Here is a 13458-nt window from a genome sequence, read left to right on the forward strand (position 1 = left end):
GGGCCCGACTGCGTACGGGAGGCCGTATGAAGCCGCTGTCGGCGGTGTCCGGGCCCTCCTTGCTCCCTGGCCCAGTTGCGGAGTGAAGTCTCGGCAGCTGAACATGATGCCTTCAACCCGACGGAGAGGTGCTCCATGCCGAGACGACACGCGGTGGTGGTCGGGGCCGGAATGGGCGGCCTCACGGCCGCCATCGCACTGCACCGCCGCGGCTGGCACATCACCGTCTGCGAACGCGCCCCCGAACCCCCCACCACCGGCGCCGGCATCGGCCTCGCCCCCAACGCGCTGCGCGCACTCGCCACCATCGAGGTCGACATCGCCCACGTCACCGGCAGCGCCGTGCCCACAACCATGGGCCTACGCCGCTCCGACGGCCAGTGGCTCATCCGGGTCGACACCGCCGACATGGCAGCGCGCTACGGAATGCCCCCGATCGCCGTCCCCCGCCCCGCTCTTGCCGCGGCCCTGGCTGCCTCCCTGCCGCCCGAGGCCCTCCGCTACGGCACCGCCGTGACCGCCGTCGACGACGCCGCGGGCTGCCCGATGGTCCGTACGGCAGTCGGCCCGGACCTTCCGGCCGATCTCGTCGTTGCCGCCGACGGCATCCACAGTCCGCTGCGCCGTACGTTCTTCCCGTCCCACCCCGGCCTGCACTACATCGGCGAGACCGCCTGGCGGACCCTCGTGGACGCCCCGGACCTGCGGATTCCAGCCATGAGTGAGACCTGGGGACGGGGTGAGCGGTTCGGCGTGACCCCACTCTCCGACGGCCGGTTCTACCTCTACGCCACAGCGGTCGTCCCTGCCGGCACCCGGTCAGCCGCCCCACGAGCCGAACTCCTCCGTCGCTTCGGTTCGTGGCACGACCCGATCCCGGCCCTGCTGGAGCGCGTCAGCCGCCTCGACTCCGCTGACGTCCTCCAGAACGACCTCTACGACCTGGCCGCCCCGCTCGCCGGCCTGCACCACGGCCGGATCGCCTGGGTCGGCGACGCCGCCCACGCGATGGCCCCCAACCTCGGTCAGGGCGGCTGCCAGGCCATCGAGGACGCGGTGGTCCTCGCCCATCTGCTGCCTGCCGGAGACAGCGGTGACAGCTCGGACACCATCCCGGGCGCGCTCGCCGCGTACACCGCCGCCCGTCGCGACCGCACCGACGCCGTGCGCGTACGTGCCCGCCGGGTCGGCCGCCTGGGCGCCATCCGTAACCCGCTCGCGGCGGTGGCCCGCGACTTCGCGGTCCGTGCTACCCCAGGCAACCTGGCCCTGCGCGGCATGGACGACCTGTTCAACGGCTTCCGCCTCCCCGGGTAGCGGGGACCGTCCCTCGACAACGCCGACGCACGCGGGACGTTCTCGGTGGGAGGCGATGGTTCGCGTGCGCTCCAGGGACTCGGTGTGCTGAGCTTGACGGTGGGGTGATCAGGCGTGTCCCTCGGCCCGGCATCCCGTACCGGTGAGTGCCGGGCGGGGAGCATGACAGCATGACCACTCAGCACCCCGCAGAGCGGGGCGGCACCGGGCGCGACCGGTTCGCCGCCTTCTCCGAGCGGGCGTCGAACGTCACCAGCTCTCCGGTGTTCTACGTCCTGTGCGTGTTCCTGGTCCTCGGCATGGTCGCCGTACACCTGGCGCACCTGTCCGTGCCCTGGCTGATCTTCGCGGGGGATGTGATGACGGCCGTGAACCTGCTCCTGCTCACTCTCCTGAAGAACACCGAACGGCGTGACACACACGCCGTTCAGCGCAAGCTCGACGCCCTCGCGGCGGCCTTGTTGGAGCAGCGCGAGGGCACGAGCCACACAGCGGCCGACGAGCTACGGCGTGCCATCCGCATGGAAGAGGAACAGTGACGGGGCGGCGACCCTGGTGGCGGGTACGCCGCCGGTCCGCCACCTGCCGGACGGACGGTCAGGCAAGTGGCGGGCGGCTCCATCAGCGGACGACGTCGAAGACCTGCTTCTGGAGGCCGTTGGCGTACGCCTCCTGCTCGACCAGCTTCAGCTTCTGGGTGTCCTTGTCCGAGCCGCTGAACAGTCGCTTGCCCGCGCCGAGCAGGAGCGGGAAGACGAGCAGGTGGTAGCGGTCGATGAGGCCGGCGTCCGAGAGGTTCCGGTTGAGGGTGGCGCTGCCATGCATGATGATCGGGCCGCCTTCGGTCTGCTTCAGCGCGGCCACCTCGTCGAGCGAACGGAGGATCGTGGTCGCGCCCCAGTTCGTGACGAGGTCGTCCTCGGCGAGGGTGGTGGAGACGACGTACTTCGGCATGAGTTTGTAGTCGGCGAAGTCCTCCATGTCCGGCCACACCGGGCTGAACGCCTCGTAGCTGGTCCGGCCCAGCAGGATCGCGGACGATTCCTTCTGCTCCCGGCTCTTGATCTCGAACGCCTCGGGAAGGAACTCCACATCCTTGAAGGTCCATCCGGAGTTCCGGTAGCCGGGCTCGCCACCCGGGGCCTCCACGACGCCGTCCAGGGAGATGAAGGCAGAGCTGATCAGAGTACGCATGTGATTCCTCAGTGACTCGTACGGGCTTCTCATCGTTCGGCCGCCGTGTGCTCCGGTCGAACACCATGTCAGACAGAACATCGCGCAGAAACTCATCGGCTTCCGGTGAAAATGTTCTCGACCCCGCGAGGTCGGCGGAGACGGAACAAGGTGTCGAACTTCTGCATCTTGCCCTCCTCCCTCTGTCGCGGGCACTCCCTGCCCCGCTATTTCTGACGATGGAAAGCTACGTTGCATTCGAGCTTCTGGCTACATGCGCGTCGCGCGTAGCTGTCATTGATGCAGGTGAATGCCTGGGAATCGTTGCGATGATATGGAGCCTAACGCAACGATCCGTTCCGATTCGTTGCAATGGCGTGCCGCTGAATGCACCGTAACCATGTCTCTCGGTGGGCTCATGCCGGCGGAGAGCAGACCCGCCGGTGAACGGCAGGGCGGATCATGGCACTTCGACGGATGGCGCATGTCGGGGTAGCGCCGGACGCGCCGCCGGTGGCTACATGGTGGTCGCGGGTGCGTTCACCCGCCGCGGTTCTCCACCACCCCGTAGGCGCGCCGAGGTGATTTCTGATGGTGACAGACCGGTACGGCAACCCACTGCACGAGTGCACACAGGAGACAGCCGCGCACCTGGACCGCGCCGTCGAGGCGCTGCTCCACTTCAGCCCCGCGGTGGAGCGGGCTGTCGACGACGCTCTCGGCAGTGGGCCGGCCTCACCCGTCGCGCAGTCGTTCGCCGCGTATCTGGGGATGTTGGGGACCGAGCCGGGCGAGGCCGTCGCGGCACGGCAGCGGTTCGACCGGTACACGGCCGGCGTGGACATCCCCTCCCTGCCCGTACGGGAGCGCATGCATCTTGCTGCGGCAGAGGCATGGCTGGCCGGAGACCTGCACCGCGCCGGCGGGCTGCTGGAGGAGCTTTCCCTGGCGTACCCCCTGGACGCGCTCGCCCTCGCCGTCGGACACCAGTTGGACTTCTTCACCGGTGACGCGGTGCGCCTGCGTGACCGCATCGGTGGAGCCCTCGGCGCCTGGGACGCCGACGAACCGCACCGGGGCCTGATGCTGGGCATGTACGCGTTCGGATTGGAAGAGTCGGGTCACTATCGCCTGGCCGAGGAGGCGGGTCTCGCCGCGGTCGAGCAGAACCCCCGTGATGTCTGGGCGATCCACGCCGTCGTCCATACGTACGAGATGCAAGGACGCGTGTCCGAAGGGATCCGTTACCTCGAAGCCCGCCGTGACAATTGGGCGCGGGGCAACTACCTCAACGTCCACAACTGGTGGCACTACGCCCTCTACGCCCTGGAGGCCGGAGACACCGACACCGCCTTGAGTATCTACGACTCCGCCCTGCACAACGACGATTCTGCCGGGACGGCCATGGAACTGCTGGACGCCGCAGCGCTGTTGTGGCGGATCCGGCTCGCGGGAGCGGAGCCGACCGCCCGCTGGGAGGCACTGGCCGACGCGTGGGCTGCGCGAGCCGATCCCCCCTTCTACGCGTTCAATGACGTACACGCCGTCATGTCCTATGCCGGCGCCGGGCGGTTCGGGGAGGCGACGCGGCTCATCGACGACCGGCGGCGGTGGCTGGCCCAGGAGAGCACCGACACCGTCACCAACCGCCGGATGACAATGGAGATCGGCCTGCCCGCGTGTGAGGCGCTTCTCGCGCACGCCCAAGGCAAGCACACCACCGTTGTCGACCTGTTGTGGCCGCTGCGTCGTCGGCTGCACGAGTTCGGAGGCAGTCACGCACAGCGCGACGCCCTTCAGAAGACCCTTCTCGACTCCGCGCTCAGTTCCGGACGACACGACCTGGCCCGTGCGCTCATCAGCGAACGCGTCGGGCTTCGGCCCGACAGCTCCTACAACTGGTCGGCTCGAGCCGACCTGGCCGATGGCCTGGGCGATGCCGCCCTGGCCGCCGCCGCCCGCAACCATGCGCGGGACGCGGCGGCAGCAGCGGCCGAAACCCTCCGCTCCCCGGCCTCGCTTTCCGGCCCCGATGTCGGCGCATGATCCGGAAGCGATGGGCCTGGAGCAAGTCCCGTACCTCGGTGAATCTCGGGGGGGGGGCTCCGTCTTCCGTCAACGGCCGGAAGACGGAGACCCCCTGTGGAGGCGCCGGCTCGGGATACGGCGCGAACTCACCCGCTATGCGCGGACGATCGTCTGATCGACGCAGTTGCCCGTGGCGTCCGCCGCCTGGACTCGCAGAGAAACGAACCCATTGCGGGGGTCTTCGTCTGAGCGGTCCAGGGCCCGGCAGCGGACTTGCGCAGGTGGAGCGACGTCCAGGTCTTCCCGAGCGTGCTGGTCACGGGCGACGAGGAAGTCGGCTCGGGCACCTCCCGCCCGCTCAGCGAGGACCGGGCCCGTCGGTGTGCGGCGACCTTCGTGCTGGAGCCGTCGGCTCCCGGGGGAGCGCTCAAGACGAGCCGCAAGGGTATGTCGCTGTACGACATCACCGTCCACGGCCGCGCCGCCCACTGGGGGCTCGAGCCGGACAAGGGCCGGGCCTCGGCGTCGACCCACCGCCCGACATCCTCGACGAGGTCACCACCGCCACCGAATGGATCGCGTTCCAGGACCTGTCCGGGCCCCGGCGCCCCGCCCGGAGCAGGCGACATCTCGCCCGTGCGTGCAGCCCTGCCGCGGCGGGGCCCCGCGCGCCGGGGCTCTCCACGAGCGCTGCGCGGATCGGGCACGGATGACCGACAACCGCCATCGCCTGATGCCGTCACTGCTCCGGGACACCTGCCCCCAGCGTTTGTTTCAGAGAGCTGAGCAGTCCGGAGAGCCGGCGCCGGTCTGTCGCGCCCAGCGCGGCGAGCAGTTGCTGCTCCTGGGCCGACCGTACGGCGAAGATCCGCTCGGTCAGTTCGAGCCCCTCCGGGGTGAGACACAGCCGGATGATCCGGCGGTCGTCCGCGTCGCGCTCCCGCCGGATCAGACCCGCGGCCTCCAGGCGGTCCGCGTGCTGGGTGAGACCGCCCGCGCGGACCCTGCCGGCCGCCGCCACCTCACCTGTCGTCCGGCGATAGGGCTCTCCCGCCTCGCGGAGGGCGGCGAGCACGTCGTAGGCGGGCAGGCTGATGCCGTACTCGCGGACGGTTCTGCCGATCAGCCCCTGATGAGCAGCGGCGCACTCGTCGAGCCGTGCGAACACGGCTGAGGGGGAGTCTTCCGCCGCCAGGGCCGCGGGCTCCGGGCGGAGAAGCTCGGGATGTACGGGCTCCGAAGGCGGCAGGGTGTTCACGGCGCCCATGGCGGAGCGGCCGTTGTCGGGGTGTACGGACTCGTGCTCGCCGACGGCCGAGCCACCCGGCGCAGGCGGGGGAACGAGGCCGGGAGCGTCGCCGAAAGCGGTGGTGAGTACGTCCGTCAACGCCGGAGCGAGCTCCTCGGTGGGGACGGAGGCCGCCGGTTCATGGGCGAAGAGGTAGCGCTCCATGATCACGCCGAACAGGACGCTCCGAATGACAGCGGCGCGCACCTCGGCGTCGGCCGAGTCGCCGAGGAGGTGCGCGAGAGGTTCGCCGACCTGCTTGTCCAGGATCGTGCGCAGCAACTCGGCGCTCGGCGGGTGGCTGACGGCCGAGCGGATCAGCGCGGGCCAGGGGTCGTCGGTCGGCAGACGGTCCCACCGATCGAGGTAGGCGCGGGCCAGAGCGGCCGGCAGCTCGCCGACGCTGTCGGCCGCGGCCGACAGCACGTCGTCGGTGACGCCCGACCCGCCGCCCACCGCCTCACGGAACAGACCGTCCTTGGTACCGAAGTACGCCATCACCAGGCCGGGCGTCACTCCCGCCTCGGCCGCGATGGCGCGGACGCCCACACCCTTGTAGCCGTGCGCGCCGAACAGCCGCCGGGCCGCGTCGAGGACCGCTCGGCGATTGCCCTTCGGGTCATGGGAGCCGGGTCGGCGCTGCGACGGCTGCCCTGCTCCCCGGGCGGTTTCCGGCGGGGGAGTCGCGGCCGATCGTCGACTGCTCTCGTTCCTTGGATCCACAGGTCCAGTTTAAACGAGTGTTCATAAGAACAGTCGTTCAAAATTGATCACACTTCGTGTATCGGACCTGTCCGCAGAGTGAGTGGCCGCGCGGTGCCGCCGCGCCGCACCGCGACGATCTCCGCCATGATCGACAGGGCGGTCTCCTCGGAGCCCCGGCCGCCGAGATCCAGCCCGATCGGCGAGCGAAGCCGTGCGAGTTCGGCTTCGGTCGTGCCCGCCACGCGCAGTCGCTCCAGCCGGTCCTCGTGCGTCCTGCGGCTGCCCATGGCTCCGACGTATCCCGCCCTGCTGCGCAGGGCCAGGGCGAGGACCGGCACGTCGAACCGTGCGTCATGGGTCAGCACGCACACCGCGGTGGCGGCATCGACCAGGTCCTCATGGGCGCGGAACCAGCGATCGGGCCGATCGGCGACGACATCGTCGGCGCTCGGGAAGCGCTCGACCGTCACGAACGCGGGCCTGGCGTCGCAGACCGTCACCCGGTGCCCGAGCGCGGCCCCCATGTCCGCCAGGGGCCGGGCGAACTCGGCTGCGCCGAAGATCAGCAGTCGTGGCCGAGAGGCGAAGGACTGCACGAGCAGCTCACGTTCCGGCGCGCAGGCGACGTCGTCACCTACGCTGTTTCCGCTGGTCACGAGTCCGCTGGCGCCGCGCCCGAGCATGCCCTCCGCGGCCAGGGTCGCCGCCCGGTCCGCCCGTGGGTCGCCCAGCGAACCGGCTGTCGTCCCTCCGCCGACGACCAGGCCGCCGCCGCTGTCGACGGGGGTGACCAGAGCCACCGGTACGCCGGCCGCGACGTCGGCGGCGAGCCGGCCGAGCGGTACATCCGCACCCACCTCGCGGATCAGTACCTCGATCGTTCCGCCGCAGGTCAGACCCACCGCAAAGGCGTCCTCGTCGCCGACTCCCCAGCGCTCGAGCACCGGAGCGGCTCCCGCGAGCACCTCCTCCGCGATCGCGTAGACGGCGGCTTCGACACAGCCGCCGGAGACACTGCCGACGATGCGGCCTTCCTCGGACACGAGCATCGACGCACCCGGGGCGTGCGGGGACGAGCCCCAGGTCCGCACGACGGTCGCCATGGCGAAGCGCGTTCCGGAGAGTTGCCAGGCGGCTGCCTGGTCGATGACGTGTCGCATGTCGCCTCCGCGGACCGTGAAATCTCGAGCAGCCTCTTGCCAAGAAGAAACTTTAATGTAAATCATTTCAGGTACTAGATGATCGGTCCGTGTCGAATACCGCGGCGCGACGACGACACGAGAGGTCCGGTGGCAGCAGGTTGAAACCCACACCCTTCGACTACACCGCCCCCAGCACCGTCGGCGAGGCGGTCGCCCTCCTCGCCGACGAGGAGCGGGACGCCAAGGTCGTGGCCGGCGGTCAGTCCCTGATCCCCATGCTGAACATGCGTCTCGCCAGGCCCGAGCTGCTCGTGGACATCACCCGGATCCCCGAGCTCGGCCGTCTTCACGTGGACGGGACGGGCAACCTCCGCATCGGAGCCGCCGTACGGCAGGCCCACGCCGCCGCGGACAATGCGGTACGGGACGGATGGCCGCTGCTCGCCGCCGCGATCGGTCACATCGGACACCCTCAGATCCGCAATCGCGGCACCGTTTGTGGGAGCCTCGCCCACCATGACCCGGCCGCGGAGCTGCCCACCGCGGCGCTGGCCCTGGACGCCCGCTTCGTGATCACCGGTCCGCGGGGCACCCGTACGGTCACCGCCGAGGACTTCTTCGTCGCCACCTTCTCCACGGCCGTCGAAGCGGACGAGCTCCTCACCGAGGTCGTGTTCCCGCCGCTCCCTGCGCGCCACGGCTGGGCCTTCGAAGAACTCACCCGCAGGCATGGCGACTTCGCCACCGTCGGCGTGGCCGCCGTCCTGGAACGTGACACCTCCACCGGCACCTGCCGCTCCGCCCGCGTGGTCTTCTGCGGCGCGGGCCCCGTCCCCGTACGTCTGCCCGCAGCGGAGGACGCACTCGTGGGGAGCGACGTCGGCGAGCAGGCTCTCGCCGCAGCGGCCGACGCCGCACTCTCCGGCCTCACCCCCTCCAACGATGTCCACGCCACCGCCGAGTACCGGCGCGAGGCCGCCGCTCACCTCCTCGTCCGCGCCTGCACCACCGCCTGGGAGCGCTGCTGATGACCCCCTCGGTCCCCACCCCGCTCGACGCGAGCACACCGCCGCTCGCCGAGCCCTCCGCCTGGCACGAGATCAGCCTCACCGTCAACGGACGACCGGTCACCGCCCAGGTCGAGTCGCGGCTGCTGCTCAGCGACTTCCTGCGCGACCGGCTCGGCCTCACCGGCACCCATGTCGGCTGCGAGCACGGAGTCTGCGGGGCCTGCACCGTTCTCGTCGACGACGAGCCCGTGCGCACCTGCCTGACGCTGGCTGTGCAGTGCGCCGGTGCCGCGCTCCGCACCGTCGAGGGACTCGCCCCCGCCGACGCCCCGCTCACCCCCGTGCAGCGAGCCTTCCACGAGTGCCACGGCATGCAGTGTGGTTTCTGCACGCCCGGATTCGTCATGACGGCGACCGCCCTGGCCGAGCAGCACGAGCGCCCCGACGAGGAACGGGTCGCCGACGCGCTCAGCGGGCACCTGTGCCGGTGCACCGGCTACCGCAACATCCGCCGTGCCGTGTGCCAGGCACTCGACGAGCGATTCGGGGAGTGACCCGCATGTCCCACGATTCCGACCGGTCCCGGTCCGGCGACAACAGCTGGATCGGCCGTTCCGTCCCCCGCGTCGAGGACGACCGGCTGCTGCGCGGCAACGGCCGCTATGTCGACGACATCGCCCTCCCCGGCGCTGTCGAGGCCGCCTTCCTGCGCAGCCCGCACGCCCACGCCCGTATCGAGTCCGTCGATGCGACCGCGGCCCTGGCCGCACCCGGAGTCGTCGCCGTGTGGACCGGCGACGACGTGGCGGACCTGCCCGCGATGCTGAACAAGGAAGAACTGCGCACCCCGCCGGGCCTCGCCGAACTCCTGGACCCGCTGGTCCGGATGACCCCCATGCCCTTGCTCGCCCGCGACAAGGTCCTCTACGTCGGCCAGCCCGTCGCCGTCGTCCTCGCGGAGAACCGCTACCTCGCCGAGGACGCCCTGGAACTCGTCGAGGTGCGGTACGCCCCACTGCCGGTGCTCGTCGACCCCGACCACGCCCTGGACGAGGACGCGACCCGGCTTCACGAGGACCTGCCGGACAACACCGCGGTCGCCGTCGCCACTCGTGTCGGTGACCCGGAAGCGGCGTTCGCCGGCGCGCACGCCGTGGTGAGCGAGCGGTTCGAGGCCCACCGGTACGTCGCCTCGCCGATCGAGACCCGCGCGATCTCGGCCCAGGTCGATCCGTACAGCGGCCGGCTGACCGTCTGGTCGGGCACCCAGACCCCGCACCGGCTGCGGGACGCCGTCGCCCACACCCTCGGCCTGGAATCCGCCACGGTCCACGTCATCGCGGCCGACGTCGGAGGAGGCTTCGGCCAGAAGGGCATCCTCTACGTCGAGGAACTTCTCATCCCGCACGCCGCACGCCGCCTCGGCCGTCCCGTGCTGTGGCGCGAGGACCGCAACGAGAACCTCACCGCCTCCTCGCACGCCCGCGAACAGATCCACCACATCGAACTCGCCGCGGACGCCGACGGTCGCCTCCTGGCCGTACGCGATCGGATCACCGTCAACTTCGGCGCGTTCAACATGACCGGCCTGGTCGTGCCGTACAACTCGCTGTGCCACCTCCTGGGCCCCTACCGCGTCCCGAACGTGCACGTCGACGTCGTCGGCGTGCTCACCAACACCACCTTCGCCACGCCGTACCGGGGAGCCGGACGTCCGGAGACGGTCTTTGCCATGGAACGGGCCATGGACCGGCTGGCCGTGGAACTGGGCATCGAGCCCGAGGATCTGAGGGCGCGCAATCTCGTGCGGCCCGACGAGATGCCGTACGAGACCGGCCTGGTGGACCGCTCGGGCAGACCGCAGTCCTACGACTCGGGGGACTTCCCCGAACTCCTGCGCCGCGCCGTCGCGAAGGCCGACGTCGAGCAGGTACGTGCCCGACAACGCGCAGGCGCCCGCGACGGCAAGCACATCGGCATCGGATTCGCCATGTACATAGAGGCCACCGGCCTCGGACCGTTCGAGACCGCGCGCATCGACGTCGCCCCCAGCGGCCGGGTGCGGCTCGCCATCGGCGCCCCCTCCCAGGGGCAGGGACACCGCACCTCCCTGGCGCAGATCGCCGCCGACGCCATCGGAGTGCCGCTCGATGTCATCGACGTGGTCGGCGGCGACACCGAAGCCACCCCGTTCGGCGTGGGCACCATCGCCAGCCGTGCCTTGGTCAACGCCGGGAACGCCACCCACCGGGCCGGCCGGCTCGTCCGCGAGAAGATCGTCGAAGCGGCAGCCCGCCGCCTCGGTGTCGCGGCGGGCTCCCTCGACCTGAGCGACGGCATCGTGCGGGCCAAGGAACCGGGCGGCCCGTCCATCAGCCTGGCGGAACTGGCCGGGAAGGCACCGCTGCCCGGTACCCCCGAACCCACCGACGGCCGGTACGGAACCGAGATCAGCGAGACCGTGCACTTCCGCCCACCGGGTTTCGCGGTCGCGAGCGGAGCGCATGCGGCCGTCGTCGAGGTGGACGAACACACGGGCGAGATCGAGATCCTGCACTACGTCGTCGTCCACGACGCGGGCAACATCGTCAACCCGATGATCGCGGAAGGACAGGTCACCGGCGGCATCGCGCAGGGGATCGGCGGAGCGCTGTACGAGGAGATGGTCTACGGCCCCGACGGTCAGCCCCGCACCGGCACTTACATGGACTATCTGGTGCCCACGTCCTCGGAGATCCCCGACCTCGACGTGGACGAGATCTTCACCCCGAGCCCCATGAACGATCTCGGCGTCAAGGGACTCGGCGAAGGTGGTGCGATCGCCCCGCAGGCGGTGCTCGCCGGCGCCGTCGAGGACGCGCTGCGCCCCTTCGACGTCGTCGTACGCCGCGGCCCCCTCTCGCCGAGCCGGGTGCGCGCGCTGATCCGCACGACAGCCGACACCTGAGTCCGCCCCGCACCCGAACCGGCTCCGCATCCACGGCCGTCCTCGGCCGGCCGCCCCCCTGATTGGACAACCATGCAGCTCGACCACTCCTTCACCGTCCCGGCCGACCTCGACGACGCCTGGAAGCTCTTCCAGGACCTCGGCCGGGTCGCGCTCTGTATGCCCGGCGCCGTGCTGGACACCCTCGAAGGCGACTCCTTCACCGGCCGCGTCAAGGTCAAGGTCGGTGCGGTGCAGATGAGTTACCGCGGGGAGGGCACCGTCACCCGCGACGACGCCGCCCGCTCGATGCTCCTGGACCTCAGCGGGAGTGAGACCCGCGGCGCGGGCACCGCGTCGGCCACGGTCACCGCGACGCTGACCCTCGACCCGGCCGGCACCCTGGTGCGCGTGCGCACGGACCTCGACATCACCGGCCGGCCTGCACAGTTCGGCCGGGGCATCATGACCGAGGTGGGCGACCGCATCGTTCAGCAGTTCGCCGCCCGGCTCGAAGAGTTGCTGCGGGACGCCGGACCTGCCGCGTCCGAGGTGTCCACGACGGACACGGGGGAGAATCTCCAGGGCCGGCTCGTTCCCGAGCCGGAGGCCGTCGACCTCGGTGCGGCGGCGCTGCCTGTGCTGCTCAGGAAGGCTGCGGCACCCGCGGCGGCCGTGCTGTTCGCGGTCGTGGTGATTCAGGCGCTGAGGCGGCGTTCCCGCGGGTGAAGCCCTACGGCGCGGTCACCCCGGGAACGGACTACGGTTCCCGGGGCAGCCGTCCGCAGAGGAGGCGCGCAAGGAATCGGCGAAGAAAGGATATGCATGCTGGAGGCGCTGGGCCTGAGCACGGCCGAGTCTCAGGTGTACCAACTGCTGGTGGGGCGTGGCCGAAGCCAGGTCGACCGCGTGGGGCGGCTGCTCGGGCTGAGCGGCGAACATCTCGACGAGGCCCTGAGCGGGCTCGCGGACAAGGGCCTCGTCACCATCACCGACGACCGGCCCGCGCAACTGATACCCGCCCCGCCGGACATCGCCGGGGAGACGCTGCTGCTGTTGCGGATGAACGAACTTCAGTCCGTCAGGGGTGTACTGAGACAGCTCACCAAGGAGTACCGCACCGCGCCCGGAACCGCCTCTCTGGAGGAGATCGCCGAGATCGTGCCGAAAGAGACGCTGGCGCAGCGGTACGAACAGATCCAGCGCCATGCGCGCCAGGAGGTGCTGCGTTTCGACACGGCGCCGTATCTGGTGGACGAGGACGTCAACGCGGCCGAGCTCGAACAGCTGACCGCGGGCATTCACTACCGCACGGTGTACGACCGCGCCGCGATCGATGAGGACGGTGCACAGGGGGAGATGCGTCTGTATGCGGATGCCGGTGAGCAGGCACGTGTGCTCGGCAAGGTGCCCGTCAAACTCGTCATCGTCGACAGATCCGCCGCCCTCGTGGCACTGCAGACGGACGGCGGGAAATCGCCGGGTGCCGTCGTGCAGATTCACCAAGGGTCCCTGCTCGATGCCCTGATCGCACTCTTCGAACTCGCATGGGCGTCGGCACTCCCTCTGGAACCGCGGCTCTCCGGCACACGCGGCAGAAACGAACTCTCGGGTGCGGAGATCCAGCTCCTGATCCTGCTGCTGTCCGGCCTGACCGACGACGCGATCGCCCGGCAACTGGACATCGGCAAGCGGACGGTCAACCGCCGCATCCGCGGCCTCATGGACCTGGCCGGCGCCTCGAGCCGCATGCAACTGGGCTGGCAGGCGTCCGAGCGGGGCTGGATCACGCTGTCCGACGTGAACGGGATGCACATGGACAGCTCCGCTTGAGGGGGCACTTCGTCCCTTCGCCGGGTGACCGTCGTG

The 13458-nt window shown here is 70.3% G+C and carries 11 protein-coding genes and 1 pseudogene; 9 read left to right on the plus strand and 3 right to left on the minus strand.

From position 1 onward, the window contains the following. Positions 1-135: 135 nt before the first annotated feature. Together ACZ561_RS04460 and ACZ561_RS04465 are read left to right on the plus strand one after the other, a co-directional pair. A complete protein-coding gene (locus tag ACZ561_RS04460) occupies positions 136-1317 on the plus strand; it encodes an FAD-dependent monooxygenase (RefSeq protein WP_470989564.1) in 1182 nt (393 codons plus the stop codon). 170 nt (positions 1318-1487) lie between these two features. Then, on the plus strand, positions 1488-1856 hold the full coding sequence (locus ACZ561_RS04465) for a low affinity iron permease family protein (RefSeq protein WP_470989567.1): 369 nt from the start codon (positions 1488-1490) through the stop codon (positions 1854-1856). A gap of 82 nt (positions 1857-1938) precedes the next feature. Here ACZ561_RS04465 and ACZ561_RS04470 read toward each other — a convergent pair whose 3' ends face one another. Then, a complete protein-coding gene (locus tag ACZ561_RS04470; RefSeq protein WP_470989569.1) occupies positions 1939-2511 on the minus strand; it encodes a dihydrofolate reductase family protein in 573 nt (190 codons plus the stop codon). Between the two features lie 570 nt (positions 2512-3081). On the opposite strand from ACZ561_RS04470, the gene ACZ561_RS04475 reads away from it, so the two are divergent. Continuing rightward, the gene (locus ACZ561_RS04475; RefSeq protein ID WP_470989571.1) at positions 3082-4536 is read left to right on the plus strand and encodes a tetratricopeptide repeat protein; all 1455 of its coding nucleotides are present in this window, start codon (positions 3082-3084) and stop codon (positions 4534-4536) included. A gap of 291 nt (positions 4537-4827) precedes the next feature. Continuing rightward, positions 4828-5046 (plus strand): annotated as a pseudogene (locus ACZ561_RS04480) (M20 family peptidase); the annotation flags it as partial. A 211-nt stretch (positions 5047-5257) separates the two neighbouring features. On the opposite strand, the gene ACZ561_RS04485 reads toward ACZ561_RS04480, so the two are convergent. Together ACZ561_RS04485 and ACZ561_RS04490 are read right to left on the minus strand one after the other, a co-directional pair. Beyond that, entirely contained in the window at positions 5258-6529 is a 1272-nt protein-coding gene (locus ACZ561_RS04485; RefSeq protein WP_470989573.1) for a TetR/AcrR family transcriptional regulator, read from the minus strand. 47 nt (positions 6530-6576) lie between these two features. Beyond that, positions 6577-7671: an XdhC family protein gene (locus tag ACZ561_RS04490; protein WP_470989576.1), complete on the minus strand. Its 1095-nt coding sequence runs from the start codon at positions 7669-7671 to the stop codon at positions 6577-6579. 140 nt (positions 7672-7811) lie between these two features. Here ACZ561_RS04490 and ACZ561_RS04495 point away from each other — a divergent pair, with 140 nt between their 5' ends. From ACZ561_RS04495 to ACZ561_RS04515, 5 genes are all read left to right on the plus strand, one after another. After that, positions 7812-8681 (plus strand): FAD binding domain-containing protein, encoded by an 870-nt coding sequence (locus tag ACZ561_RS04495; protein ID WP_470989579.1) that lies wholly within the window; start codon positions 7812-7814, stop codon positions 8679-8681. After that, positions 8681-9217 carry a (2Fe-2S)-binding protein gene (locus tag ACZ561_RS04500; protein ID WP_470989581.1) on the plus strand — a complete coding sequence of 179 codons (537 nt, stop codon included), beginning with the start codon at positions 8681-8683 and terminating at the stop codon, positions 9215-9217. The genes ACZ561_RS04495 and ACZ561_RS04500 overlap by 1 nt, the downstream gene beginning before the upstream one ends. 5 nt (positions 9218-9222) lie before the next feature. Next, on the plus strand, positions 9223-11610 hold the full coding sequence (locus tag ACZ561_RS04505) for a xanthine dehydrogenase family protein molybdopterin-binding subunit (protein WP_470989584.1): 2388 nt from the start codon (positions 9223-9225) through the stop codon (positions 11608-11610). A 72-nt stretch (positions 11611-11682) separates the two neighbouring features. Continuing rightward, positions 11683-12318, plus strand: coding sequence for an SRPBCC family protein (locus tag ACZ561_RS04510; protein WP_470989587.1), 636 nt, complete (start codon positions 11683-11685; stop codon positions 12316-12318). A 96-nt stretch (positions 12319-12414) separates the two neighbouring features. Beyond that, complete coding sequence (locus tag ACZ561_RS04515) at positions 12415-13422, plus strand: TrmB family transcriptional regulator (RefSeq protein ID WP_470989590.1); 1008 nt, start codon at positions 12415-12417, stop codon at positions 13420-13422. Positions 13423-13458 lie beyond the last annotated feature (36 nt).

Source organism: Streptomyces sp. NPDC039609 (assembly GCF_055596705.1).

Bases quoted from the DNA above. Each gene is read 5' to 3' on its own strand.
- ACZ561_RS04460 (WP_470989564.1), top strand. From the start codon at position 136: ATGCCGAGACGACACGCGGTGGTGGTCGGGGCCGGAATGGGCGGCCTC.
- ACZ561_RS04465 (WP_470989567.1), top strand. From the start codon at position 1,488: ATGACCACTCAGCACCCCGCAGAGCGGGGCGGCACCGGGCGCGACCGG.
- ACZ561_RS04470 (WP_470989569.1), bottom strand. From the start codon at position 2,511: ATGCGTACTCTGATCAGCTCTGCCTTCATCTCCCTGGACGGCGTCGTG.
- ACZ561_RS04475 (WP_470989571.1), top strand. From the start codon at position 3,082: ATGGTGACAGACCGGTACGGCAACCCACTGCACGAGTGCACACAGGAG.
- ACZ561_RS04490 (WP_470989576.1), bottom strand. From the start codon at position 7,671: ATGCGACACGTCATCGACCAGGCAGCCGCCTGGCAACTCTCCGGAACG.
- ACZ561_RS04500 (WP_470989581.1), top strand. From the start codon at position 8,681: ATGACCCCCTCGGTCCCCACCCCGCTCGACGCGAGCACACCGCCGCTC.
- ACZ561_RS04505 (WP_470989584.1), top strand. From the start codon at position 9,223: ATGTCCCACGATTCCGACCGGTCCCGGTCCGGCGACAACAGCTGGATC.
- ACZ561_RS04510 (WP_470989587.1), top strand. From the start codon at position 11,683: ATGCAGCTCGACCACTCCTTCACCGTCCCGGCCGACCTCGACGACGCC.
- ACZ561_RS04515 (WP_470989590.1), top strand. From the start codon at position 12,415: ATGCTGGAGGCGCTGGGCCTGAGCACGGCCGAGTCTCAGGTGTACCAA.